The 25,091-nt window shown below is 72.9% G+C and carries 21 protein-coding genes and 3 pseudogenes; 12 read left to right on the top strand and 12 right to left on the bottom strand.

Translation table 11 applies throughout. The annotated features are described in order from the left end of the window. Positions 1–181: 181 nt before the first annotated feature. From ACFYWM_RS09600 to ACFYWM_RS09590, 3 genes are read left to right on the top strand one after another with little or no spacing between them, the layout of a single operon-like run. A complete protein-coding gene (locus tag ACFYWM_RS09600; protein WP_389911291.1) occupies positions 182–1,012 on the top strand; it encodes an ABC transporter ATP-binding protein in 831 nt (276 codons plus the stop codon). After that, positions 1,009–2,013: an aliphatic sulfonate ABC transporter substrate-binding protein gene (locus tag ACFYWM_RS09595; RefSeq protein ID WP_389911288.1), complete on the top strand. Its 1,005-nt coding sequence runs from the start codon at positions 1,009–1,011 to the stop codon at positions 2,011–2,013. The genes ACFYWM_RS09600 and ACFYWM_RS09595 overlap by 4 nt, the downstream gene beginning before the upstream one ends. Beyond that, positions 2,010–3,062: an ABC transporter permease gene (locus tag ACFYWM_RS09590; protein ID WP_389911285.1), complete on the top strand. Its 1,053-nt coding sequence runs from the start codon at positions 2,010–2,012 to the stop codon at positions 3,060–3,062. The genes ACFYWM_RS09595 and ACFYWM_RS09590 overlap by 4 nt, the downstream gene beginning before the upstream one ends. 75 nt (positions 3,063–3,137) lie before the next feature. Here ACFYWM_RS09590 and ACFYWM_RS09585 read toward each other — a convergent pair whose 3' ends face one another. Continuing rightward, on the bottom strand, positions 3,138–4,493 hold the full coding sequence (locus ACFYWM_RS09585; protein WP_389911282.1) for a S41 family peptidase: 1,356 nt from the start codon (positions 4,491–4,493) through the stop codon (positions 3,138–3,140). An 88-nt stretch (positions 4,494–4,581) separates the two neighbouring features. Between ACFYWM_RS09585 and ACFYWM_RS09580 the strand changes: the two genes are divergently transcribed. Beyond that, positions 4,582–5,235, top strand: a complete 654-nt coding sequence (locus ACFYWM_RS09580; protein ID WP_389911279.1) for a response regulator transcription factor — start codon at positions 4,582–4,584, stop codon at positions 5,233–5,235. Then, positions 5,232–6,368, top strand: a complete 1,137-nt coding sequence (locus ACFYWM_RS09575) for a sensor histidine kinase (RefSeq protein ID WP_389911276.1) — start codon at positions 5,232–5,234, stop codon at positions 6,366–6,368. Before ACFYWM_RS09580 ends, ACFYWM_RS09575 begins: the two co-directional genes overlap by 4 nt. Before the next feature lie 148 nt (positions 6,369–6,516). Here ACFYWM_RS09575 and ACFYWM_RS09570 read toward each other — a convergent pair. From ACFYWM_RS09570 to ACFYWM_RS09545, 6 genes and pseudogenes are all read right to left on the bottom strand, one after another. After that, a pseudogene (locus tag ACFYWM_RS09570) lies at positions 6,517–7,365 on the bottom strand (aldo/keto reductase); the annotation flags it as partial. 107 nt (positions 7,366–7,472) lie between these two features. Further along, positions 7,473–7,985, bottom strand: a pseudogene (locus ACFYWM_RS09565) (maleylpyruvate isomerase family mycothiol-dependent enzyme); the annotation flags it as partial. A 131-nt stretch (positions 7,986–8,116) separates the two neighbouring features. Next, positions 8,117–9,436, bottom strand: a complete 1,320-nt coding sequence (locus ACFYWM_RS09560) for an RNA polymerase sigma factor (RefSeq protein WP_389911274.1) — start codon at positions 9,434–9,436, stop codon at positions 8,117–8,119. 2 nt (positions 9,437–9,438) lie between these two features. Next, positions 9,439–9,786 carry a YciI family protein gene (locus tag ACFYWM_RS09555; RefSeq protein WP_389911271.1) on the bottom strand — a complete coding sequence of 116 codons (348 nt, stop codon included), beginning with the start codon at positions 9,784–9,786 and terminating at the stop codon, positions 9,439–9,441. Between the two features lie 202 nt (positions 9,787–9,988). After that, the gene (locus ACFYWM_RS09550) at positions 9,989–10,666 is read right to left on the bottom strand and encodes a response regulator (RefSeq protein ID WP_389911268.1); all 678 of its coding nucleotides are present in this window, start codon (positions 10,664–10,666) and stop codon (positions 9,989–9,991) included. Then, the gene (locus ACFYWM_RS09545; protein ID WP_389911265.1) at positions 10,663–11,739 is read right to left on the bottom strand and encodes a sensor histidine kinase; all 1,077 of its coding nucleotides are present in this window, start codon (positions 11,737–11,739) and stop codon (positions 10,663–10,665) included. Before ACFYWM_RS09545 ends, ACFYWM_RS09550 begins: the two co-directional genes overlap by 4 nt. Positions 11,740–11,854: 115 nt before the next feature. On the opposite strand from ACFYWM_RS09545, the gene ACFYWM_RS09540 reads away from it, so the two are divergent. From ACFYWM_RS09540 to ACFYWM_RS09525, 4 genes are all read left to right on the top strand, one after another. After that, a complete protein-coding gene (locus tag ACFYWM_RS09540; protein ID WP_389911262.1) occupies positions 11,855–13,231 on the top strand; it encodes an alpha/beta fold hydrolase in 1,377 nt (458 codons plus the stop codon). Continuing rightward, positions 13,222–14,010 carry a hypothetical protein gene (locus ACFYWM_RS09535; RefSeq protein WP_389911259.1) on the top strand — a complete coding sequence of 263 codons (789 nt, stop codon included), beginning with the start codon at positions 13,222–13,224 and terminating at the stop codon, positions 14,008–14,010. The genes ACFYWM_RS09540 and ACFYWM_RS09535 overlap by 10 nt, the downstream gene beginning before the upstream one ends. 682 nt (positions 14,011–14,692) lie before the next feature. Continuing rightward, a complete protein-coding gene (locus ACFYWM_RS09530; RefSeq protein ID WP_389911256.1) occupies positions 14,693–15,196 on the top strand; it encodes a hypothetical protein in 504 nt (167 codons plus the stop codon). Between the two features lie 15 nt (positions 15,197–15,211). Next, entirely contained in the window at positions 15,212–16,048 is an 837-nt protein-coding gene (locus ACFYWM_RS09525) for a hypothetical protein (RefSeq protein ID WP_389911253.1), read from the top strand. A 61-nt stretch (positions 16,049–16,109) separates the two neighbouring features. Here the strand turns inward: ACFYWM_RS09525 and ACFYWM_RS09520 are convergent, their stop codons facing one another. Further along, on the bottom strand, positions 16,110–16,514 hold the full coding sequence (locus tag ACFYWM_RS09520; RefSeq protein WP_389911250.1) for an ATP-binding protein: 405 nt from the start codon (positions 16,512–16,514) through the stop codon (positions 16,110–16,112). A 664-nt stretch (positions 16,515–17,178) separates the two neighbouring features. Here ACFYWM_RS09520 and ACFYWM_RS09515 point away from each other — a divergent pair. Then, complete coding sequence (locus ACFYWM_RS09515; protein ID WP_389911248.1) at positions 17,179–19,104, top strand: amino acid transporter; 1,926 nt, start codon at positions 17,179–17,181, stop codon at positions 19,102–19,104. Between the two features lie 68 nt (positions 19,105–19,172). Next, a pseudogene (locus ACFYWM_RS09510) lies at positions 19,173–20,678 on the top strand (alpha/beta hydrolase); the annotation flags it as partial. On the opposite strand, the gene ACFYWM_RS09505 reads toward ACFYWM_RS09510, so the two are convergent. Continuing rightward, the gene (locus ACFYWM_RS09505; protein ID WP_389911245.1) at positions 20,651–21,667 is read right to left on the bottom strand and encodes an EamA family transporter; all 1,017 of its coding nucleotides are present in this window, start codon (positions 21,665–21,667) and stop codon (positions 20,651–20,653) included. The pseudogene ACFYWM_RS09510 and the gene ACFYWM_RS09505 sit on opposite strands and share 28 nt — an antisense overlap. 38 nt (positions 21,668–21,705) lie before the next feature. Here ACFYWM_RS09505 and ACFYWM_RS09500 point away from each other — a divergent pair, with 38 nt between their 5' ends. Next, positions 21,706–22,209, top strand: coding sequence for a MarR family winged helix-turn-helix transcriptional regulator (locus tag ACFYWM_RS09500; protein ID WP_389911242.1), 504 nt, complete (start codon positions 21,706–21,708; stop codon positions 22,207–22,209). A 207-nt stretch (positions 22,210–22,416) separates the two neighbouring features. On the opposite strand, the gene ACFYWM_RS09495 is transcribed toward ACFYWM_RS09500, so the two are convergent. From ACFYWM_RS09495 to ACFYWM_RS09485, 3 genes are all read right to left on the bottom strand, one after another. After that, positions 22,417–23,637 (bottom strand): MFS transporter, encoded by a 1,221-nt coding sequence (locus ACFYWM_RS09495; RefSeq protein WP_389911239.1) that lies wholly within the window; start codon positions 23,635–23,637, stop codon positions 22,417–22,419. A 73-nt stretch (positions 23,638–23,710) separates the two neighbouring features. Further along, positions 23,711–24,502, bottom strand: coding sequence for an SDR family NAD(P)-dependent oxidoreductase (locus tag ACFYWM_RS09490; RefSeq protein WP_389911236.1), 792 nt, complete (start codon positions 24,500–24,502; stop codon positions 23,711–23,713). 14 nt (positions 24,503–24,516) lie between these two features. After that, positions 24,517–24,996: a MarR family winged helix-turn-helix transcriptional regulator gene (locus ACFYWM_RS09485; protein WP_389911233.1), complete on the bottom strand. Its 480-nt coding sequence runs from the start codon at positions 24,994–24,996 to the stop codon at positions 24,517–24,519. Positions 24,997–25,091: the final 95 nt, after the last annotated feature.

Here is a 25,091-nt window from a genome sequence, read left to right as displayed (position 1 = left end):
GGCCGGGTGGTCGAGGCGCCGCAGGCGGAGTTGACAGTTCCCCACTTTTCCCCCTTTTTATATAGGTATTACCCCGATGTGGATGGTGCCAGAGGAGATCCCATGCTCGTTCCCGTCCCCGTGAGCCCGGCCGGGCCGTTCTCGTGACCGTTCCTTCCGTTCTTTCCGCGCGGAGCGGGCGGTGAACGCGGCGGGCGTCACCTTCCGCGAGGTCGGCCGCGCGTTCGGCGACCACGTCGTCCTGCGCGACGTCGACCTGGACGTCGCGCCGGGGGAGATCGTGGCGATCCTGGGACCGTCGGGATGCGGCAAGTCCACCCTGCTCAGGCTGGTGGCCGGGCTCGACCTGGCGACGCGCGGCCGGGTGCTCGTGGACGGTGCCGCCGTACGGGACGTGCACGAGCGGTGCGCCGTGGTCTTCCAGGAACCCCGGCTGCTGCCCTGGCTCGACCTGTCGGGCAACGTCGCCCTCGGCCTGCCCGGGGCCACCGGCAGGACCGAGGGCCGCCAGGTGGTGCGCCGCTGGCTGGACGTGGTCGGCCTGGACCGCTTCCACCGGCACCGGCCCCGGCAGGTCTCGGGCGGCATGGCCCAGCGCGCGGCCCTGGCCAGGGCGCTGGCCCGCGAGCCGGGGGTGCTGCTGCTCGACGAGCCGTTCGCCGCCCTCGACGCGCTCACCCGGTTGCGCATGCAGGACCTGCTCGCCGACGTCCAGCGCGAGTCGGGCACCACGGTGCTGCTGGTCACCCACGACGTCGACGAGGCGCTGCACCTGGCCGACCGCGTGGTCCTGCTCGGCGACCGGGCCGGGCGGGAGGGGGCCACGGTCGACCAGGCTGCGCGGGAGGGGGCCACGGTCGTGACCACGCTCGCCGTACCGCATCCCCGCCCCCGCGACCGGGGCCACCCCGAACTCGCCGCCCTCCGCGCCGACCTGCTGGAACGCCTCGGCGTCCCCCGTCCCGCCGCCGACTCCGCCGCCGACTCCGCCCTCAAGGAGCCCACCCGATGATCTCCCGCCGTGCCCTGCCGCGCGCCCTCCTGCTGCCCGTCCTGCTCGCGGGCCTGACCACCGGCTGCGTCGCGGGCGAGGACGCCACCACCGCCGCCGCCCCGGCCGCGGGGGAGCTGCGGATCGACTACGCCTACTACAATCCGCTCAGCCTGGTGATCCGCGAGCAGCGCTGGCTGGAGCAGGACCTGAAGGGCACCAAGGTCACCTGGGTGCTGTCGGCGGGCAGCAACAAGGCCAACGAGAACCTGCGCGGCGACGCCATCGACCTGGGCTCCACCGCCGGCGCCGCCGCGCTGCAGGCCCGGGCGAACGGTACGCCCATCAAGGCCGTCACCGTCTACACCAAGCCGGAGTGGGCGGCCCTGGTGGTGGCGAAGGGGTCGCCGATCACCAAGGTGAACCAGCTCAAGGGCAAGAAGGTCGCCGCGACCAAGGGCACCGACCCGTACTTCTTCCTGCTGCAGTCGCTGAAGGCGGCGGGACTGGCCGGCACCGACGTCGAGGTGGTCAACCTGCAGCACGCGGACGGCAAGACCGCGCTGGAGCGCGGCGACGTGGACGCCTGGGCGGGCCTGGACCCGCTCATGGCGCAGAGCCAGATCGAGTCCGGCTCCACCCTCATCCACCGCGAGCCCGAGTTCAACTCCTACGGCTTCCTCAACGCCCGCGAGGACTTCGTCAAGGAGCACCCGGAACTCGTGCAGGCCGTGGCTGACGCCTACGAGCGTGCCCGCGAGTGGGTCGGCGAGCACCCGGACGAGGCGGTCGCCCTGCTGGCGCGGGAGGCCAAGCTGGCGCCCGAGGTCGCCGGGGTCGTGCTGAAGGAGCGCACCGAGGTCGACCTGAGCCCGGTGCCGGGAGCCGACCAGCGCGCCGTGCTGGAGCGCATCCTGCCGACCCTCGTCGAGGAGAACCAGGTGCGCTCCGCGGAGGAGGCCAGGGCCGCGCTCGACTCGCTGTTCGAGCCCGCCTTCGCCCAGAAGGCGAGCGCGTCGTGAGCCTCGTCACCCGGGGGCGCTCCCCGGACCCCGGCGCGGGTGACACGCCGGTTGACACACCGGGTGACACGCAAGGGGAGACCACGGCCGCCCCCGCGAACGCCACCGCCGCTGCCACGGCGGAGGACACGACGGAGGACACCACGGCCGCCCCCGCGAACGCCACGGCGGGGGACGCTGCGGGGTATGCCGCAGGGGACGCTGCGGGGAACAGCGCGGAGAACGCCGCAGGGGACGTTGCGGGGTACGCCGCTTTCGGGCGCCGGGGGAGCCGGTCCGGGAGAAGGCTGCGCGGGGCCGGGCCGGTCGCCGGGGCGGCCGCCGGGCTGGTGGTGCCGCTGGTCGTGGTGGCCGCCTGGCAGGTGGCCACCGCCGCCGGGCTCTTCACGCAGAGCCAGCTGCCGCCGCCCTCGGCCGTGCTGGCCGCGCTGGGCGAGCTGGTACGGCGGGGCGAGCTGTGGCTGCACGTCGCGATCAGCGGGCAGCGGGTGCTGCTCGGCTTCGCCGCCGGGGCCGGCCTCGGGCTGGTGCTCGGCGCGGCCGTCGGGCTGTCGGCGCCCGCCAGGGCCCTGCTGTCGCCCAGCGTCGCCGCGCTGCGCGCGGTGCCCTCCCTGGCCTGGGTGCCGCTGCTGGTGCTCTGGCTGGGCATCGGCGAGGGGCCGAAGATCGTCCTGGTCGCGATCGGCGCGTTCTTCCCCGTCTACACCACGGTGTTCACGGCCCTGACGCACGTCGATCCGCACCTGGTGGAGGCCGGGCGGGCGTACGGCCTGCGCGGGGTGCGGCTGCTGGTCCGGATCCGGCTCCCCTCCGCCGCGCCCGCGGTGTTCGCCGGACTCCGGCTGGGGCTCGCCCAGGGATGGCTGTTCCTGGTCGCCGCCGAGCTCATCGCCTCCTCGATGGGCCTGGGTTTCCTGCTGATCGACAGCCAGAACACCGGCCGCACCGACATCCTCCTGCTGTCCATCCTGCTGCTCGCCCTGCTCGGCAAGGCCGCCGACGCCGTGCTGGGACTGGTCGAGCGGCGCGTCGTCCGCGACAGGTTCTGAAGGACCGCGGCCCCGGCCCGCTCCGGGGTTTCCGCACGGTCCGCGGGCGCCCGCGGACCGTGCGGCCGGTACGGGCTACAGGAGCGAGAGCGCCTTGGACACGCCCGGGTCGCGTCCGGTGGCCAGGTCGAGGGCGGTCATGGGGGCGTGGTGGTCGACCGGCACGCCGACGGTGTCGATGATCTCGCGGTCGGGGCCGAGGTGGCGGACCCTGGGCAGGAGCAACACGCTGCCGTCGTCGAGGAGATAGCCCGCGGCGGGGCCGGAGACGGCTCCGGCGGTGCGGGTCCCGACGAGGGTGCCCAGTTTGTTGCCCTTGACGGCCGCGCTGAAGTCGTCGCAGGCCGAGGCGCACCCGCGGTCGGTGAGGACGACCAGGCGCGAGCCGAGCAGCGGGACGCTGTCGTCGGTCCTGTTGGGCACGCAGTCGCCCTTGAGCGGGCAGAAGTAGCTGGTGACCCTGCCGTGCGCGAACGCGCCGAGCAGCCGCGTCACCTCGCGGGGCGACCCGCCGCCGTTGCCGCGCAGGTCCAGGACCACCGCCTTCGGCCTGCCCTTCAGCTTGGCGATGACCTGGTCGGCGGCGCCTTCGTAGAACCCGGGCAGCTGGACGTAGGCGACGCCGCCGGGCAGCGTCCTCGACGTCACCGACGGAGGTTGCCGTGTGATCGGGCCCTCCTTGAGCTCGACCGTGCGGGTCCGTCCCGTCGTGGGGCGCTTGAGGGTGACGCGTATCGGATCGGTGGTGACGGCGTCGACGAAGCCCTGGTTCACCTTGTCCCCGATGAACGGCGGTATGCCGTTGACCTCGACCACGATGTCACCGGGTCTGATGCCGGCCTTGGCCGCGGGACTGCCGGGCAGGACGCGGGTGATGAACAGCGGAGGCCGGGCCGCCGGATCGAGCTGGGGGCCCTGCTGGGCGGAGATGCCCGCGATGCCCGTTCCGACCGGCCCGTCCGGCTCGTCCTCCGGGGGCGGGGTCGGCCTGACCAGCCGGGCGTGGTTGTCGTGCAGCCCGGCGACCATGCCGGTGATCGCGGCGCGCAGCGCGGCCGGGTCGCCGGTGCCCAGGACCCTCGCGACGGCGGCCCAGTCGCTGTCGCGGTCGCCGGTCAGGGCGGGCAGCCGGAGACCGGCCCGGTCGGCGTCGCGCCGCATCAGATCCCGGGTGTAGGCGGAGAAGGCGTTCTTCAACGGCTCCTTCGGGTCCATGGCCGGGCCGCCGTAGTAGTTGTCCAGCACGCAGAAGTACGCCTGCCGGAGCGTGTTCACCGAGGTCGGCGGCACGGGTTGCGGCGGGGGCGCCGTGGCCGGCGCGCAGTCCCCGGCCTGGGCCGAGACCGACGCGGGCTTGGAGATGGACGCGGACGCAGTCGTGGACACGGTGCAGGCCGTCACCAGGAGGGCCGCGCAGAGAGTTCTGATCATGGCGGCCAGCGTGGCCGGAGGCGGGTTGCACGGCGGTGAACGAAATGGTTAACGTCGCTGTTACCCCCGTTCGGGTAAGAACGTCGGCATGCGGGTTCTGGTGGCCGAAGACGAACGCGACCTGGCCGACCTCGTGGCGACGGGACTGCGCCGCCACGCCATGGCCGTCGACGTGGTGTACGACGGGGCCGCGGCGGCCGAACGGCTGGTGCTGCACGACTACGACGTGCTCGTGCTGGACCGGGACCTGCCCGGAACGCACGGCGATCTCGTGTGCCGCGAGCTGGTGGCGCGCGGGAGCCGTACGCGGATCCTGATGATGACGGCGGCGGCGTCGGTGCCGGACCGGGTCGAGGGGCTCGGGATGGGCGCCGACGACTACCTGCCCAAGCCGTTCGACTACGCCGAACTGGTCGCGCGGGTGAAGGCGCTGGGACGGCGCAGCCTGTCGCGGGTGCCGCCGGTGCTGAGCCGGCACGGCATCGTGGTCGACACGCACCGCCTCCAGGCGTCGCGGGACGGGCGGCACCTGCACCTGTCGCTCAAGGAGTTCGCCGTCCTGGAGGTGCTGATGAGGGCCGACGGCGCGGTCGTCAGCTCCGAACGGCTGCTGGAGGAGGCCTGGGACGAGAACGCCGACCCGTTCACGACGGTGGTACGGGTCGTGGTCAGCCGCCTGCGGGCGAAACTGGGCGACCCGCCGTGCGTCCAGACGATCCCCGGCGCGGGGTACCTGCTGTGACGACGATCCGGGTACGGCTGACGCTGATCTACTCCGGGCTGTTCCTGCTCACCTCGGTCGTCCTGCTCGTCACGGTCAACCTGCTGCTGAGCCAGGCGCTGCACACGCGGATCGCGCGCTTTCCGATGCCGGCACCGGTGAAGCCGGTGAAACCGGTGGTACCGGGGGAAGCGGTGCGGGGAGTGCCGGAGCGGCCGTCGCCGCCACCGCTGCCCCGGCTGGTGGACGACGTCGTCGGCTACCAGTGGGAGGTGACCGTGCTGACGGTCGGGATCCTGACGCTGGTGTCGCTGGCCGTCGGATGGCTGGTCGCCGTGCGGATCCTGCGGCCCGTCCACCGGATCACCGCCACCGCCCGGCGGCTGTCCCTGTCGAACCTGCACGAGCGGATCGCGCTCACCGGGCCGAAGGACGAGCTGAAGGAACTGGCCGACACGTTCGACGCGATGCTCGACCGGCTCGAACGCTCGGTCGAGGGACAGCGGCGGTTCATCGCGAACGCGTCCCACGAGCTGCGCACCCCGCTGGCCGTCCAGCGGGCGGCGATCGAGATCGGCCTGCCCGAGGACGTCGGCGAGATCCGCGACAAGCTCCTGTTCCACAACCGCCGCACCGAGAACCTCATCGACGCCCTGCTGGTCCTGGCCCAGGCGGAACACGGTCTGGAAAGGAGCGGGCCGGTGGCCCTGGACGAGGTGGTGCGCCTCGTCCTGGCCGAAGGCGGCTCCGGCCACGTCACCGTGACGGCACGGACGGAACCGTTCGTCGTCGACGGGGATCCGGTCCTGCTGAACCGGCTCGTCACCAACCTCGTCGACAACGCGGTCCGCCACAACCACCCCGGCGGGACCGTCGAGGTGACGCTCGCCCACGGGATCCTGACCGTCAGGAACACCGGCCCGGAGGTCCCGTGGGAACGTTTCGGCGATCTCTTCGAACCCTTCCGGCGGCTGCACACGACCCGGGAGCAGGGAGCCGGGCTCGGACTGTCGATCGTCGCCTCGATCGCGAAGGCGCACGGGGCCGACGTGCGGGCGCGCCCCAACCCGGGGGGCGGGCTGGAACTCACCGTGGCGTTCGCCGGGCATCGGGACCGCAGCCGGAAGACCCGGCCGGTCCCGGAGGTGCTGTGACCCGGAGGCGTTGTGCCTGGGAGTGTTATGCCCGGGGCGCTGTGACCCGGAGGTGCTGTGCCCGGAAGGCTGTGACCCGGGGGCGTTGTGACCCGGAGGTGCTGTGGCCCGGGGACCCGCGGGCCCAACCACCCCCTGACCCGGAGGTCTACGACCGGGCGCGTGGCTCCGTGGGCGCCTTGCCGAACACCCGCGGGTCGGCCTCGCACTCGGCGATGAAGTCACCGGGGTAGCCCACCTCGAACCCCGTCGCCGACTCCAGGCGCCCGACCGCCTCCTCGGGGAGGACGACGTCGATCGCGCCCAGGTTCTCGGCGAGCTGCCCGGCGTTCCTCGCGCCGACGATCGGGTGGACGGCGGGGGAGCGGGCACGGGTCCAGGCGATCGCCACCTGGGCCGGCGTGGCGCCCAGCTCGCCCGCGACCTCCCGTACGGCACCCGCGACCGCGTGGTCGCGCGCGGTGAGGGAGCCGGGATCGACCCGGGTGGCCCGCTCCGTCCCCTCGGTGGCCTCCCGGCCGGTGAACTTCCCCGACAGCACGCCACCGGCGAGCGGCCCCCACGCGGCCACGCTCATCCCGAACGCCCCGGCCATCGGCAGCAGCTCCCGCTCGGCCTCGCGCCTGAGCAGGTTGTACGGCACCTGCAGGCCCGCGAACGGCGTCCAGTCCCGCCACTCCGCCAGGGTGCTGGCACGGCTGACCACCCATGCCGGGGCGTTGGAGACGCCCACGTAGAGGATCTTCCCGGCGCGTACGGCGTCGTCCAGCGCCCGCATCGTCTCCTCCACCGGGGTGTGGCGGTCCCAGACGTGCACCCAGTACAGGTCGATGTGGTCGGTCCGCAGCCGCCGCAGGCCGCGTTCCAGGGACAGGGTGAGGTTCTTGCGGTGGTTGCCGGCGGCGTTCGGGTCGTCGTGGTCGCGCGAGAGGGTGTACTTGGTGGCGACGACGAAGCGGTCGCGGCGGCCGGTGAGGAGCTCGCCGAGGATCTCCTCGCTCTCCGCTCGACCCCCGGCCCGGACAGGCCCGCCAGCCCCGCGGCCCGCCCGGTCGCCAGCAGGAGGAGATCACCGGCCGGACCCCGCACCTCGTCCGGGCCCTCACCGGCCGACCAGTCCAGGTCGGTGGCGATCAGCCTCGTACCGCGCAGACGTTTGGGAGCGCCGTAGAAGCCGGTGCCCAGGACGCGGCCGAGGCCCGCGACCGCCCGCTCGGCGGGCATCTCCCGCACGCGTCCGAGCGGGCGGGCGATGTCCTGGCCGTGCACCAGCACGTCGACGAGCGTGTCCAGCGGGCTGGAGCCGAGGCCGCGGCGCCGTGAGCCCGCCGTCTCGCGGAGCTGCGCGACGAGCTCCGCGGGCCCGAACCCGGCCGCCCGGTCCCGCGCCTGGTCGGCGAAGACCCGGTTGATGTCGCCGCGTGTCCGGATCGCGCGTCTGATCGTGTCGAGGACCATGGCGTGCGTGGAGAGCGTCAGGTGAGCGGCCACGTCGTGGACCGTCCAGCCGGGGCACAGCGAGGGGGCCCGCCATTCGTGCTCGTCGAGCTCGCCGAGAAGGGCCGCGACCCCGAGCCGTTCGTCCGTCGTCCAGGTGAAGATCTCTTCGTTGTCCATGTCAGGCTCTTCTCAGTCGGGTGTCCAACGGTGGTGAGGATTCTCGGCGAGGCGCGCACGCGCACGTGCACGCGGTCGCGAGCGTTCCCGGACAGTTGTCCGTGTGATGGCGACGGCGGCACGTTCCGCCGTCAGGGGGCGGTCGTGCCGCCGGCGCCGGAGGGCTCGACCATGCCGAGCCTGCGCAGCAGGTGTGCCCGTTCGGGGTCGGTGCCGGCCAGACCCAGCGCCTCCCGGTAGGCCGCCGCGGCCTCGGGGAGGCGCCCGAGCCGGTGCAGCAGGTCCGCCCGCGCCATCGGATAGGGGTGGTAGTCGCGCAGCCTGGGCTCTTCGGCCAGCTCGTCGAGCAGCGCCAGACCCGCCTGCGGCCCGTCGCGCATCGCCACCGCCGCGGCCCGGTTCAGCGCGACCACCGGGGACGGCGCGAGGGCGAGCAGCACGTCGTAGAGGGCCACGACCTGCGGCCAGTCGGTGGTCGCGACGTCGGCGGCCTCGTCGTGCAGGGCGGCGATCGCGGCCTGCACCCCGTACGGGCCGGGCGGCCCGCCGGTCAGCGCGACGAGCACCAGCGCGGCGCCCTCCTCGATCATGGCGCGGTCCCACCGGCCGCGGTCCTGGTCGTCGAGCAGCACGATCTCGCCGTCCGGTCCGGTACGGGCCTCGCGCCGCGCGTGGACCAGCAGCATCAAGGCGAGCAGCCCGGCGACCTCCCGCTCGGCGGGCAGCAGCCGGCGCAGGATCCGGCCCAGCCGCAGGGCCTCCTCGGCGAGGTCGAGGCGCTGCAGGTCCGGGCCCGAGCTGGCCGCGTACCCCTCGGTGAAGATCGAGTAGATGACCTGGAGCACCCCCGGCAGGCGCCGCGGCAGCTCGTCGGCACCGGGCACGCGGAACGGGATGCGAGCCTCGCGGATCTTCCTCTTCGCCCGTACGATCCGCTGGGCCGTCGTCGCGGGCGGCAGGAGGAAGGCCCGCGCGACCTCGGGCGTCGTGAGCCCGGCCAGGCAGCGCAGGGTCAGGGCCGTGCGGTCCTCGGCGGGCAGGGCAGGGTGGGCGCAGGTGAAGAACAGCAGCAGCCGCTCGTCGGGCAGATCGCCGTCGGCGTCCGGGGGCGGGGCGGGGGCGGCCCGGTCCGCCTCCACCTGCAGGACGGCGAGCCGGGCGGCGTAGGCCCGGTCGCGCCGCAGCCGGTCGACGGCCCGGCGCCGGGCCGTCGTCAGCAGCCAGGCCCCGGGCCTGGCCGGGACCCCCTCGACCGGCCAGTGCACCAGGGCCGCCTCGACGGCCTCGGAGGTGACCTCCTCGGCCAGGTCGAGGTCGCCGAAGCGGTGGACGAGGGAGGCGAGCAGCCGGCCGCGTTCCTCGCGGAACACCGACTCCACGGACGACCTGGCGTCGCCGGCCCGCCCGCCCGGCCCCTCGCCCGTCTCCCCGCCCGTTCCCTCGTCCGTCACCGTCAGGCCTCGAACTCGTCGATCGGCCGCACCACGACCGACCCGCCGTAGCGCGCGCCGGGGCAGCGGGCGGCCCATTCGAGCGCGACGTCGAGGTCCGGCACGTCGATGACGTCGTAGCCGCCGAGGATCTCGCGGGTCTCGGCGAACGGCCCGTCGGTGGTGACGGTCCGCTCGCCCGCCGGGCCGACCCGGACCGTCGTGGCGGTGCTCACGTCCTTCAGGGCGTACCCGGAGACCAGGACCCCCGCCTCCCGCAGCGCCTTGTCGTAGGTCACCCACTCCTCGAATTCGCACTGGACGCCCCCGTCGGCCGCCGGGGGACCGTACATCAGCAACATGTACTTCATGATCTGGCTCCTTCGTGTTCTGTCGCGGCCCCGCCTGGCGGGCCGCCCTTCGCCATGACGACGAACGGGGTACGGCCGGATCGACACGCCCCGGGAAAATTCTCCGAGGATTCCCAGGAGCGAGCGCGGCGACCCCCGATCCGGGGCGCCCGGCGGCGACCGGGAACGGGCGCGGAACCTGGACGGATCCAGCGCATGACCCTCAGTCTCGCGAAGCGCGCGAGTCGCGGACGGGTGTTCTCCCCGGCGACGGCGCGTCGCGCAGCAGCAGGGCCGCCTGCACCCGGTTGGCGCAGTCCAGCTTGGCCAGGACGCGGCTGACGTAGGTCTTGACGCTGGCCTCGGTCATGTGGACGCGCCGGGCGACCTGGGCGTTGGACAGGCCCTGCGCCACCAGGGCGAGGACGTCGGCCTCGCGGGCGGTGAGGGTGGCCAGCCGTCGGGCGGCGTCGCGCCCGCGCTCGTCGTCGCCCGGCGCCGCCATGTCGAGCACCAGGCGGGCCACGGCCGGCGACAGGTACGCCTGCCCGGCGTGAGCGGCGCGGACCGCCAGGATCAGCTCCTCGGGGGTGCACGTCTTCAGCACGAACCCGGACACGCCCCGCCGCACCGCGCCGCGTACGTTGTCCTCGTCGCCGAAAGCGGTGAGCAGCACCACCCGCGGTCCCGCCGCCAGCTCGGCCGCCGCGGCCAGGCCGTCCATGACCGGCATCGAGATGTCCAGGAGCGCGACGTCGACCCGGTGCAGGCGGGCGGCCCGCACCGCCTCGCGCCCGTCGCGCGCGACGGCCACCACCTCGATGTCCCCGGCCGACTCCAGGACGGTGCGGACGCCGGCGGTGATGAGGGGCTCGTCGTCGGCGATCAGGGTCCTGATCACGTGGCGGCCCCGGCCGGAACCGCCACCAGCGGGAGCATCGCGACGAGCCGGAACTCGCGCGGCCCCGGATGGACGCGCAGCAGCCCCCCGGCCGCTGCGACGCGCTCGGTGAGCCCGCGCAGGCCGTTCCCACGCGGGCCGTTCCCGTCGGCCGGGACGCAGGCGGCGGGGCGGCGGGGCATCGCGTTCGTCACCGAGACCAGGAGGGCGTCGGGCTGCCAGTCGAGCGACACGGTGATCCGCGTGCCGGACGCGTGCTTGGCCGCGTTGGTCAGCCCTTCCTGGACGACCCGGTAGGCGGCGTGGGACGCCCTCGCGTCGATGAGCGAGACGGCCTCGCCGGAGGTCTCGATCGTCACCGCGCTGCCCGCGGCCCGGGACCGCGCGAGGAGGTCGCCGACGTCGTCCAGACCGGGGGTGTCGCGGCCGCGCAGCGCGTTGACCACTTCGTGCAGTCCGGCCGCGGCGGCACGGGCGGTGTCGGCCAGGCCGCCCACCGCCCGCCGCTGCTCGGGAGGCAGGGAGCCCACCTCCAGCGCGGCGGCCCGCACGGACACCAGGCTGAGCAGGTGACCGAGCGAGTCGTGCATGTCATGGGCGATGCGCAGCCGCTCGCGCAGCCGCTCCTGCTCGGCGATGAGGGCCCTTTCCCGGCGCAGGTGCTCGCGTTCCCGGGCGAGGTGGCGACCGGCGAGCAACGGCAGCACGGTCAGCATCACGACGCGGGCCAGGGCCATCCACGGTTCGGCGGCGCCGGGCGCGCGCTGCACGACCAGCAGCAGCACGGACACGTACACGCTCAGGGCACACGCCGTCACCACGAGGTCCCTGCGCGCGGAGGCGCGGTACCCGGCCTGGAAGCCGGTGCAGACCAGCAGGGCCAGTGACCCGCCGGTGAGCACCGCCAGCGCCAGCGCCACGAGGAAGGCCACGAACGGCAGGCGGCCGGCCACCGCCACGGTGAGTGCCACGGCCACGGCGTACGGGGCGAGCCTCCACCCGTCCGTCCCGTCCAGCCACAGCAGCGCCGTGTCCGCGACCACGACCGCGCTGACGAGCGCATACCTGGACATGGACCTCACCTTACTCATCGCGCCCCGATGGCCGTTCACCGTCAACTTTGGTGAACAGCCGTCGATGACTTTCGGCGGCAGATCCCGGCCGCCCCCGGCTCCTAGTGTTCCGCGCATGCTCACCACAATCCTGGCGCTGGCCATGCTCACGACATCGGCCGGCGCCCCGTCACCGCAGCCGCCGCAGCCCTCCCTCCGGTGGGACGCCTGCCCCGTCGAGGGCGCGCCCGAGCTCCGGTGCGTGGACCTGCCCGTCGCCCTGTCGCCCGGAAGCGCCCGTAAGATCACCCTCAAGGTGGCCCGGCTGCCCGCCACCGGGACCAGGAAGGGGGCCGTGCTGGTCAACTTCGGCGGCCCCCAGGGACACCAGATCGCCTCGCTGGGCTCACGTGCCCGCATCTTCGACAAGATGCGCACGTCCATGGACGTCGTCACCTGGGACCCGCGAGGCTACCCCGGCCTCAGCGGCGCGGTGCTGCGGTGCGACTGGGGCTTTCTGCGCACTCCGGCGTTCCCCGCCGACCAGGCCGGGTTCGACCGGCTCGCCGCGGCGAACAGGGCCAGGGGCGACAGGTGCCGTGACACCGACCCGGAGCTCTTCGACCACATGGACGCGGCCGCCGACGCCCGGGACGCCGACGCCGTCCGCGCGGCGCTCGGCGAGGACAGGATGAACCTCCTCGGCCTGTCGTACGGCGGGATGATCGCGCAGTCCTACGCCCGGCAGTTCCCCCACCGCGTGCGCACGATGTACGTCGACGGCACCCGCAACCACAGCCTGCGCGACTGGGAACGGGAACTCGGCCTCCTGGCCCGCGAGACCGAGCGATTCATGGACCGCTTCTTCGCCTGGGCGCCCGCCGGGACGGAGAAGCGCTGGCGGGCGCTGATCGCCAGGGCCGACCGCGAGCCGATCCCCGCCCCGCAGGCCGACGCCCGCTTCGACGGCACACAGCTGCGGGCGATCGCGTTCCTCAAGCTCCGTCCCGGCCCCGCGAGCTGGGGCGACTTCGTGGCGGCCCTCACGGCGGCCGAGGCCGGCGACGCCTCCGGCTTCGTGCTGTCGAGCCGCCAGCCCTATCCCGGCGCCCCGGGCGGCGGGTACAAGGAGTGCCTGGACCTGCCGCGTCCTGCCAGGCAGCGGGATGTCGCGCGCACGGTCAGGCGGCTGCGCGCCATCGCCCCCAACACCGGCGCCTCCTTCGCGCTGGCCTGGCACCTGCCGCTCACCTGCGCCGGCTGGCCGGTCCCGGTGACCAACCCGCCCACGCCGATGCCCCGTACGCTGCCGCCGCTCCTGGGCGCGGGAACCTGGCAGGACCTCGACTCCACCCGCCGGGTGGTCGGGCAGATTCCGGGCAGCCGCACGATCGAACATGACGGCCCGGGCCACAACCTCTTCGGCGCGATGGCCAACCCCTGTGTCATCGACCACGTCAGCAGGTACGTCACCGAGCGCCGGCTGCCGCCCCGGGGGACCACGTGCCCCTGATCCGGCCACCGGGAAGCCGCCGCTGGAAACATCGCTGGAAACGCCGGTGGATCGCGGTCGCGGCGGTCGCGGTCCTCCTGTGTGCCGCCACGGCGTTCACCGTGCTCGCGTTCCCCTCCCTCGCGGCCACCACCTGCCCCGGCTGCTACGGCCTGGAGAGGCTGCGGCCCGGCCTGTACGCCGAACCCGGGCTGTCGCGGTCCCGGCGCGAGCACGTCGTCGCGGTCGTCGAGCGGGCGGACGAGCGGGTACGCGCCTTCTTCGGAGGACGCGAAAGCTCTCCGGACATCCTCGTGTGCCTGTCCGAGGACTGCTACCGAAGGATCGGCGGCGGTCGCGAACGCGGCGTCGCCGTACTGAACCGGTCGGTGATGCTGTCCCCGCGCGGCGTCGACCCCGTGATCGCCTCGCACGAACTGACCCACGTGGAGCTCCACGCCCGCCTCGACGGCGCCGAGGTCCCGCAGTGGTTCGACGAGGGCCTGGCCGTCCTGGTCAGCGACGACCCCCGCTACCTCGCCCCGGCCGGCGACCGCTGCCTGGCCGACTCCCGCGAGCCCCTCCCGGCCACGCTCGGCGAGTGGCTGCGCGCGGCGTCGGCCGATCCCCGGCTGTACGCGAAGGCCGCCTGCCGGGTGAGCCGCCGGGCGGGAACGGGCGGCGGTGAGGAGGCCCTGCGAACCATCGTCGACCGGCTGTCGGCGGGGGAGGCCTTTTCCCGCGTCTGGGCGTCGGCCACGGACCCCGCTCCCACGGTGACGAGATCGCCCTCACCGTGAACGGCGGCGACAGGTTTTCGTGCGGGCGCCCGGACGGTGCGACAGGCGCCTTTCCCGGCCCGCGGTACGAAACCACAGCTTGAGTTACGGCTCCGCCGGGCGGGCGAGTGGGTGAGCGGCGCGAATCCGGTACCGAAGGAGGGGAGGGCGGTTTCCGGCCGTGTCCGGTCGTCCTCCCCGGGTCCGCGCGGCTCACCGGAGTCACATTTTTGATCTACATCGTAAAGGCATTGGGTCGGAGCCAAAATCACTAACGACACCACGAAAACCCCGCAACAACGACACGGGCCGGGCGGTCGCGATCGCACCCAGGATTCGACAGAAGGGAAATTATTCCCCTTTCGAACCCATGTGACATTGAGCTTAAAACCCTTGTTAAACCGATTATCTGGCGAACTGGCGGGATGCACAAGAAATCGTAATTCATATCATGACGAAACGCTTCATAGCAATTTTGAATTTCTTGACACCGTAGAAATGCGATGACACTTTGTTTATGCCCGGCCCGCTGATCGAGATCGGCGCCGCGTGCGTTCTCAACCGCAAGACAGGGGGCGTGGCAGTTCCCTGATCCCGTTCGACTCAGCTCGGAGGTGCGGTCATGCGTCACTCTTTTGGCAGGAGCTCCTTTCGCGGGAGCTCCTTTCGCAGGATCTCCACAACAGCCGGCATCGTGGGCGCGGTGCTTCTCGCGATGTCGCAGACCTCGGCGGTCGCGGCCCCGGAGCGGGCCGCCCCCCCGCCCGCTCCCGCCCCGCTCCCCGCCCCCGCCCCGGCCGGTGGCGAGGCGAACTCAAGGAACTCCGGTTCCCCGGAGAACGGCCGGGCGCCCGCCGCGGTGTGCTACTTCCAGACCAGGGGCGACTACGTCCACGTCTCCAGCTCCGCCTTCGAGGCCTCCGGGCACGGCTGGTGGGTCAACGGCAACTGCAACGCCACGCTGGCGATAGTCACGGTCCAGCTGCAGCAGTACTACGCTGACGGCAGCTGGAGAAACGCCGGCACACCCGGCAGCGCGACGGTGAGGTCCGGCGGTGGCGCCGGCAACCGCGCGACCGGGCGGGCGGGGTGCACCGGCGGCAGCCTGACGGGGTGGCGCAGCGTCATCGACGTGGACCTGGTCGGCCTGGCCGACGACCCGGGCAAGCTCTTCACCCCGGGGCAGAACATCTACTGCAGGCGCTGACGGGAGAGGGGCGACGTGAGCATCAAACCCGACGGCACCATGCTCGCCGCGTTGTACGGCGAGCTGGCGCCGCACCCGTGGCGGGATCCTCTCGTCGCCCCTTCCGACGCCTACAGCCTGTTCGTCGCGAGGTCGTCCGCGATGGGATGGCTCGCCGAGGCCACGGAGCGCGTCTCCGGCGGCCTGTGGGGGATGAACGACGCGGGACAGGCCCCGGCCTCGGGGCCGGGGCTCGCGCGCGTCGCGTGGTTCCAGGTGGTGCTGACCGGGTCGGTCCCGGCCGACCGGCCGCTGCCGGTGCAGGCGTTCCTGGCGTGCGTGGACGACGTCGTGGCGCGCGTCGGCACCGCTCACCCGCGGGCGGTCCGGGTCCTGCTGCCCGTGCAGAGCCTGGAGGCCCCGGTGGGTACGTCGTCGCGCGTGAACGCCGTGATGACCCTGCTCCAGGACGCCGGCTGGTTCGCCGACGGTGACCCGCGCCTGAGGGCGGGGGTACGCGTGACGCTGGACGGCGGGCAGGACCCGTCCATCGGCTCGGCGGCGCCCGGGATGCTGCGCTGGATGCGGGAGTTCGATCAGGACGTCTTCTCGTGCGACCCGCTCCCCACGGACGATGACGACGTCCTCGCCGTCGACGACGGCCCGGTCCTGGAGCCCGCCGTCATCGACGAGGTGTGGCGCGGGTCCGGCCACCACCGGGTCACCTTCCACGGCGTCCTCGCCGAGTGGTCGCCGGCCGCCCTGGGCTGGCTGGCCGCCTTCCTCGCCGAGGCGGGTTTCCAGCACGGGATCGCCACCCCGTTGATGCTCACGGTCGGCCTTTCCTCGGGGCCCGACCCGCGCGCGGGCTGAGCCCGGCGCCGCCGGCCGGTGCTCGCCGTGCGGGAGCGCGGGGTGGGCGTGGGGTGGGGGGTCATCCGGTGCCGGGGGTGGCGTGCAGGCGCATCCGTAGCCGGACGTGGGATCGTCCGCCGCTCTGGCGGATGGTGAACTCGTCGCAGAGCCGGCCCATCAGCCACAGCCCGAACCCGCGGACCGAGCCCGGGGCGGGCCGGCGGCGGTCGGCCTGGTCGGAGGTGAGGCGTCCGGCGTCGTCGACGACGTCGACGACGAGGTCCGCCTCGTCGTGCCAGACGCTCACGCTGCCGACCGCGTCACCGTGTTCCAGCACGTTGATGACGGCCTCGTTGGCCGCCAGCAGCAGGTCGTCGCGTCGCGTCCCGACCAGGCCCACCTGGCTCATGTAGCGGTACAGGTGCCGGCGCAGGCCGATCAGGTCGGTGCTGATCGGCCAGTGGCCGTGCTGGTCGGCGTGCATGTCCGTCCCCTCGGGTGGGTGCCGTCCGTGGCGCTCAGCGGGGGGCTGCCGACGTGTTCGCCATGATCGGAACGGTCGCTGTGGAAGGTGTGCGGAAGTCCCTACCCACCCTGACCTGCTCAATCATCGACCCGCGGTGGGAGCGCTCCAACCGCAGGTGAAGCCGCCCGGGTCGCGCTCTCGCCGCGGAGCCGGACACCGCGACGTACCGGGAACCCCACGGGACAGGGCGGCAGAACACGGTCAGGACACGGCAGGAACCGGCGCGGCGCGAGAAGGGTGAATCCGGACGAACCGGCGTCAAGAACGCGTATGGATCCGCATGATTTCGTAGGCGCCCGGCGGCCGGACCGGTAGGGAATAGGGGTGTCTCCTCTTCCCCTCCTCCGGCGACCCCTCCCGGCCGCGTCGCGCCGTCCGGGGCGCCTCGCCCTTTTCTCATCGGCCGCCGGCCACCTGTCACGCCGTCTTCTCACCGGACCTCCCTCGATTCTCGCGGCCGCGGGACGTGACCGGCGCTAGAGCCCGGACACCGCCGCCCGGCGCCGTCCGGGCGAGGACGTGGATCGCGGCGACCGAGGCGACCGTAGACAGCGTAGACAGCGCAGGCAGCGCAGGCAGCGCAGGGATCACAGGGATCGCGGGCATCACAGGGAGAGAACCAGTGGCAGGTACGTCGGCGTCGGCACGGGTGGACTCGGGGTTGCGGGGGTGGTTGCTCAAGGGGCTGCAGCGCTCCGACCCCAGGACCAGCGGCCCCCACCACGAGGAGCCGCCCGAGCGGCAGCATTCCTGGTGGCAGGTGATGTGCCTGACCGGGGTGGACTACTTCTCCACCCTGGGCTACCAGCCGGGCATCGCCGCGCTGGCCGCCGGGGCGCTCAGCCCGCTGGCGACGTTGCTGCTGGTGGCGCTGACCCTGTTCGGCGCGCTGCCGACCTACCGGGCGGTGGCCGGGCAGAGCCCGCACGGGCTGGGCTCGCTGTCGATGCTGGAGCGCCTGCTGCCGGGCTGGCGGGGCAAGCTGCTGGTGCTGTTCCTGCTGGGGTTCGTGGCCACCGCGTTCATCGTGACCATCACCCTGTCGGCGGCCGACGCCACCGCCCACATCCTGCACAACCCGTTCGTGCCGCACTTCCTGTCCGGCTGGCAGGTCCCGGTCACCCTGGCGCTGATCGCCGCCCTGGGCGGGGTGTTCCTGGTCGGGTTCAGCGAGGCCATCTCGATCGCCGTCGTCCTGGTGGCCGTCTACCTGGTGCTGAACGTGATCGTCCTGGGGACGGCCCTGCACCGGGTGCTCGCCGACCCCGCGCTGGTCACCGGCTGGGGTGAGGCGCTGACGGCCCAGCACTCCAGCCCGCTGGCGATGGTCGCCGTCTCGCTGTACGTGATGCCCAAGCTCGCCCTGGGCCTGTCGGGTTTTGAGACCGGGGTGGCCGTGATGCCGCTGGTCAAGGGGGACCTGACGCGGCGGATCGGCGGCGCGCGCAAGCTGCTGACCACCGCGGCGGTCATCATGAGCGCCTTCCTGATCACCTCCAGTTTCGCCACCACCGTGCTCATCCCGGCGAAGGAGTTCGCCGAGGGCGGTGAGGCCAACGGGCGCGCCCTGGCCTACCTGGCGCACGAGTACCTGGGGGACGGGTTCGGCACCGTCTACGACCTGTCGACCATCGCGATCCTGTGGTTCGCCGGGGCCTCGGCGCTGGCCGGGCTGCTCAACATCGTGCCGCGCTACCTTCCCCGCTACGGCATGGCCCCCGACTGGTCGCGCGCCGCCCGGCCGATGGTGCTGGTCTTCACCGCCATCTCCTTCCTCATCACCCTGTTCTTCGGCGCCGACGTGGAGTCCCAGGGCGGCGCCTACGCCACCGGCGTGCTCGCGCTGATCCTGTCGGCCGCCGTCGCGGTCACCCTGGCCGCCTGGAACGAGGGCCGCACCCGTGCGGCGCTCTCGTTCGGGGTCATCACGCTGATCTTCGCCTACGCCACCGTGGCCAACGTCGTCGAACGCCCCGACGGCCTGGTGATCGCCCTGCTGTTCGTGCTGGCCATCGTGATCACCTCGTTGATCTCCCGGGCCACCCGCTCCACCGAGCTGCGCGTCACCAAGGTCACCCTGGACGACCTGGCCCGGCGCTACGTCAGCGAGGCGGGGGAGCTGCGGCTGATCGCCAACGAGCCGCACGAGCGCGACTGCAAGGAGTACGTCGACAAGGCCCGCGAGGCCTGGGAGCTGCACCGGCTGCGTACCGGCGAGGGGCTGCTGTTTCTGGAGGTGAGCGTCTCCGACGCCTCGGAGTTCGCCGGGGAGCTGCGCGTCATCGGTGAGGAGCGCCACGGGTTCCGCATCCTGCGGATGGAGAGCCCGACCATCGCCAACGCCATCGCCGCCCTGCTGCTGTACCTGCGCGACCAGACCGGCAAGACCCCGCACGTCTACTTCCACTGGGCCGCCGAGGGCAACCCGGTCGGCGCGTTGCTGCGCTACCTCGTCTTCGGCGGCGGCGACATCCCGCCGCTCACCCGTGAGGTGCTGCGCCAGGCCGAGCAGGAGACCGCCCGCCGCCCCCTGGTCCACGTCGGCTGACACCGCCACCACCGCCCACGTCTTCCACGTTGCGAGCGGGGGCCGGGGGGTGCCAGTGACGCCATGTCATGACTTCACCTGCGAAAATGTCACGGCGAGGTCATGACGTGGCCGCACTGCCGGACGAGCGCCGAGACCGCTGTGATCGAAGGGCTGGTTCGACAGAAGGAAATCGGATGCGAAAAGCCCTGACAGCCCTGACAGCTTTGACAACCCTGGCCGTCGCCGCCGTGGCGGCGATCCTCCCGCAGGGAGCGACGGCCACGGCGACGGCCGCGCCGGGCGCGGTGCGGTGGGGGACGTGCCCCAAGGACGTCGCCGCGCCCGGCCTGGAGTGCTCGACGATCACGGTGCCGCTCGACTACCGCGAGCCGGACGGGCGGAAGATCGAGGTCGCGATCTCCCGCCTGGCGAGCGCGGACCCGGCGCGGCGGCGGGGCGTGCTGCTGCTCAACCCGGGCGGCCCGGGCGCGGCGGGCCTGCGCTTCCCGGCCGACCTCGTGGCCGCCGGCCTGCCGCGCGGTGTGCTGGAGGCCTACGACGTGATCGGGTTCGACCCGCGCGGCGTCGGCCACAGCACGCCGGTGACCTGCGCCCTGACGCCGGAGCAGCAGTTTCGGGGCAACGTCCCGCCGTACGCGGCCACCGCGGCCGAGGTCGCCGAGCGGGCCAGGGAGGTCAGGGCCGTCGCCCGGCAGTGCGCCACCTCGAAGACGGCCTGGATGCTGCCGTACGTCACCACCGCCAACACCGCCCGCGACATGGACCGCGTCCGCGAGGCACTGGGCGAGCCGAGGCTGTCCTACCTCGGCTACTCCTACGGCAGCCACCTCGGCGCGGTGTACGCCACGCTGTTCCCGCGGCGCGGCGACCGGATCGTGATCGACAGCAACCTGCCCCCCGGCGGCATCGGCCACCGGGACAGGAGCCTGTTCGCCCGGGGCTTCGAGGACCGCCTCCCCGACTTCGCCGAGTACGCCGCCGCCCGCCCCGAGCACGGCCTGGGCGGCACACCGCGGCAGGTGACCGCGAAGTACTTCGAGCTCGCCGGGCGGCTGGACAGGACACCGGTGCACGGGGTCGACGGCGCGATGTTCCGGATGATCACGTTCGGCATGCTCTTTCGCGACACGACCTTCCCCGCGCTGGCCGAGCTGTGGAAGATGGCCGACACCGGCCAGGCGCCGCCGCCGGCGGCGCGGGACGCCGTGCCGGACGTGGACAACTCGCTGTCGAGCCATCAGTACGTGATCTGCGGCGACTCGCGCTGGCCCAGGACGGTCGGTACCTACCGGCGTGACGTCGAGGCCGACCGGAAGCGGTACCCGATGTTCGGCGCGGCGGCGGCCAACATCCGGCCGTGCGCGTTCTGGCCGTCCGGCCCCGTCGAGCCGCCGGTGCGCGTCGGTGACCGCGGTCCGTCGAACGTCCTCATGACGCAGTTCCTGCGTGACGCGGGGACGCCGCTGGCCGGCGCGGAGAAGATGCGGCGGGCGCTCGGCGACCGGGCCCGGATGGTGACGGTCGACCAGGGCGGCCACGGTGTCTACCTGTTCGGCGGGAACACCTGCGCGGATGCCGTGGTGACGGCGTTCCTGACCACGGGCGAGCGCCCGGCGCGCGACCTGGCCTGCGCGGCCGAGCCCTCCGCGGCCGGGACGGGCTGAGCGGCCCGCCTGCGCAGCAGCGCGGCGAGGCGGGCCGCGGCGGGCTGGCCGAGCAGGATCCCGAACAGGACCAGCGCCAGCCCGCACAGCTGCCGCGCGGTGAGCGCCTCCCCGGCGACCGTCGTGCCGAGCAGCACCCCGGTCACCGGGTTCAGCAGCCCGACCAGGCCCACCGTCGCCGCCGGCAGGCGCCGCAGCCCTGAGAACCAGGCGGCGAAGGCGAGGGCCGTGGCGACGACGGTGACGTAGCCGAACCCGAGGACCGCCGCTGCGTCCAGGGCCGGCGGCGGGCCCTCCACCGCGACGGCGAAGGGCAGCAGGACCAGGCCGCCGGCGACGAGCTGCCAGGAGGTCGAGGCCAGCGCGCCGACGCGGGCGCCGGGATCGGTGCCGGCGGTCCACCTCTTGGCCAGCACGTAGCCGAACGACGACATCACCATGGCCGCGACGGAGGCGAGCACGCCCGGGGCGTCGACGGCGGCCGCGCCGGTGAACAGCATGAGGCACACCCCGGCGATGCCGACGCCGGCTCCGGCCAGGTGCGCGAGCCGCGGCCGTTCGGCGAGCATCGGCCAGGCCAGGAGCATCATCGCCACGGGCGACGTCGCCATGATCGTCGAGGCGACGCTCGTCGGCAGCAGCTGGGCCGCCAGGTAGACCAGCGCGAAGAACGCGCTCATGTTGAGGGTGCCCAGGACGAGGGACCTCCACCACCACGACCCGCGCGGGAGCCTGCCGCACAGCAGCAGGAGCAGGAGCCCCGCGGGCAGCGCCCTGATGGCCGCTCCGTACAGGGGGTAGCCGGTCGGCAGGAACTGGTGGGTGACGAAGTAGGTCGTCCCCCAGGCGATCGGTGCCGTCGCGGTGAGCAGCGTCCAGCGGAAAGTGGCTTCCATGGAAGCAATATACCTTCCCGGGAAGCTATGATGGCGGCATGAGCGAATCCTTGGATCACGTCGCCCGCATCCAGCGGGAGTGGGCCCGCGAGCGCCCGGATCTGGATGTGAGCCCTCAAGGGGTGATCGGGCGCCTGCACCGCCTGGCCGGGCACCTCACCGAGCAGCTGTGTGTCGTCTACCGGCGCTACGGGCTGGGGGAGGGGGAGTTCGACGTCCTGGCCACCCTGCGGCGCGGGGGCGCGCCCTTCGAGCGCGCCCCCGGGGAGCTCGCCGCCTTCACGATGGTCACCACCGGCGCGATGACCAAGCGTGTCGACCGGCTGGAGCGCGACGGGCTCGTCACCCGCCGCCCGAGCGAGAGCGACGGCCGGGGCCGGGTGGTCGCGCTCACCGCCGCGGGCAGGGAGCTGATCGACCGGGCCTTCGCCGAGCACATGCGCAACGAGCGCCGCCTCCTCGACGAGCTGCCCGCCGAGGAGGTCGCGCTCCTGGAGTCGCTCCTCACCGCCTGGCTGGCTCGTTTCGAGGCGCCCCACTGAATAAATCTACATTGTAAAGGCGCTCGCTCGGGGCACAAAATCATTTACAGCGGACTAAAGACTCATCACCGAAAGACAAGGGCACCCTGTTCGGGTACGGCCGCAACGGGGCGGGCCGCCGGCCCGCGGCTTCGGGGGCCGTACGTCAGGCTGTGACAGCCCGGCGGCCGGCGCCGGACGGTCCTGAGCCCTGGCGCCGCCGTCCGCTCATCGTGAGCGCGTGTCCGTCTCGCCGGCGCCGGTGCCGGTGGGCTGGGTGTGTGGTTGCGGTGTCTTGCGGGGGTGCAGCGCTCCGGCGGAGGCGGCCATGAAGGCGGCCAGGAGGGCGGGGATGCCCAGGGCGGCGGGCAGGCCGACGAGTTCGGCGGCGCCGCCGATGATGGCGGGGCCCGCGACGAGGCCGGCGTAGCCGACGGTGGCGACCTGGGCGATGGCCTGCCCGGCGCGGGCGGGGTCGTGGTTGCCGGCGGCGGAGAAGACCTGGGGGACGATGGTGGCCAGGCCGAGGCCGAAGAGGGTGAATCCGGCGATGGCGACGGGGATCTGGCCGGAGAGCAGGGCGGCGGTCAGGCCCGCGGCGGCCAGGAGGCCGGAGTAGCGGACCAGGCGTACGGGTCCGAGGCGTTGGGCGAGATGGTCTCCGGCGAAGCGGCCGACGGTCATGGCGGTGGAGAAGGCGGCGAATCCGGCGGCGGCGACGGCCTGGGAGGCGCCGAGGTTCTGGAAGAGGTAGACGGCGGTCCAGTCGTTGGCGGCGCCTTCTCCGACGAGTCCTGCGAAGGCGACGACGCCCATGAGGATGATCCAGCCGGTCCAGGGGGCGCGCCGGTGCGGGGTGGTGGTGGTCGTGGCGGGGGGTGGGGTGGTGGGCAGGAGGTGGCGGCGGGCGTACAGGGAGGTGAGGGCGAGGGGGAGGCCGACGGCGGTGAGGGTGGTGGCGGCGCTGAGGTCGAGGGCGGCGAACAGGCCGCCGATGCCCGCGCCGATGAGGCAGCCGAGGCTGAACATGCCGTGGAAGGAGGACATGATGGGGCGGCCGTAGGCGCGTTCGACCTCGACGCCGTGGGCGTTCATGGAGACGTCGAGGAAGGCGTTGGTGAAGCCGAAGAGGAAGAGGGTGGCGATGAGGGCGGGCAGGGTGGGGGCGTAGCCGGGGGGGATGACGGTGAGCGCGGTGGCGATGGCGGCGGGGGTGATGAGGCGGGCGCTGCCGAGGCGGTCGGTGAGGTGTCCGGCGAAGCGCATGCCGGTGACGAGTCCGATGGCGACGGCGAGGAGGCCGTAGCTGAGCTGGCCGTCGCTGAGGTCGAGGTCGTGTTTGACGGCGGGGATGCGGGCGGCCCAGGCGCCGGAGGTGATGCCGAGGAGGATGAAGAAGTGGGAGACGGCCCTGCGGGCGGCTGTGGGGGGCCGGTGGGTGGTGGTCATGGGCTCCCCGGGTGTGTTGGCTCCGGGGCGTATTCAATCATGGTGGTCGGGGGGGATCACAGGGTCAACAGGGTCAGTGGACGGAGAAGCCGCCGTCGACGCAGATGGCCTGGCCGGTGATGTAGGCGCTGGCGTCGCTGGCGAGGAGGACGGCGATGCCGGCGAAGTCGGCGGGGTGGCCGTTGCGGCCGGTCATGGTGCGGGCGGCGAGTGCTTCGACGCGGCCGGGGATGGCTTGGGCGGGTTCGGTGAGGGGGGTGAGGACGAAGCCGGGGATGATGGTGTTGGCGCAGACGCCGTGGGGGGACCAGGCTTCGGCCTGTGAGCGGGTGAGGCCGGTGATGGCGGCTTTGGAGACGCCGTAGGCGCCGCTGTCGCCGAAGGCCCGGTGGGATTGCTGGGAGCCGATGTTGATGATGCGGCCCCAGCCGCGTTCGGCCATGCGGGGGCCGAAGTGCTGGCCGAGCAGGTAGGGGGCGGTGATGTTGACGGCCATGGTCTGTTCGTAGTCGTGGGGGGTGAGGTCGGTCATGGGGGGGCGGATGTTGTTGGCGGCGTTGTTGACGAGGATGTCGATGTCGCCGAAGTGGGTGGGGGCCTGGTGGCACAGGCGGGTGAGGTCGGCGGGGTCGGCGAGGTCGGCGGTGATGGCGGCGGCTTTGATGTGGTGGTCGCGTAGCCGGGTGAGGGCTTCGTCGAGGTGGGTCGGGCGGCGGGCGGCGATGACGACGTTGGCGCCGGCGTCGCCGAGGGCGCGGGCGATGGCGTGTCCGATGCCGGAGCTGCCGCCGGTGACGAGGGCGGTGCGGCCGGTGAGGGAGAAGAGGGTGGTGGTGGGTGCTGCGGGTGTTGTGGGTGCTGTCACAGCGACAGAACCTATCATCCGACCTTTTTGTGGGGGGCGGGATTTCGCAGGGTGAGGGCGGCCTGTTGGATCTTGTCCATGATGGCGGACATGTCGCGCAGGGTGGGGGTGTCGAGGTGTTGCAGCAGGCGCCGGAACTCGGTGAGGCCGGCGTCGGCGATCTGCTCGATGAGGGCGCGTCCGGCGGGGGTGAGCTCGGCGCGGCGGATGCGGCGGTCGCGGGGGTCCTCGCGGCGGGCGACGAGGCCGTGGGCGACGAGGCGGTCGACGATGCCGGTGACGGTGCCGAGGCCGACGTCGAGGTGGGTGGCCAGGTCCTGGCCGGAGGCGGAGCCCTGGCCGGAGAGGATCATGACGACCTTGAGCTGGCGCATGGTGAGGTTGGAGTCGAAGAGAGGGGAGGGGGCGCGGTGCTGGGCCATGAGCCTGCCCAGGTCGCGCTGGATGGCGCCGATCTGGTCGATCAGCTGTTCGCGGTCGTCGTTCACGCTCACCTCTCGCTTCCTGAGAAGGTTATCAGGATTGGTAAGCATCGTTAAATATTCGTATGAGGCGAAGTGTTAGTCTAGGGCGAATCTTGTTGTGACAT

The sequence above is a fragment of the Streptosporangium sp. NPDC002721 genome (genome assembly GCF_042888905.1).
Classification (GTDB): domain Bacteria; phylum Actinomycetota; class Actinomycetes; order Streptosporangiales; family Streptosporangiaceae; genus Streptosporangium.
Note: the sequence above shows the minus strand (reverse complement) of the source record. Positions and strands in the feature narration are given on the sequence as shown.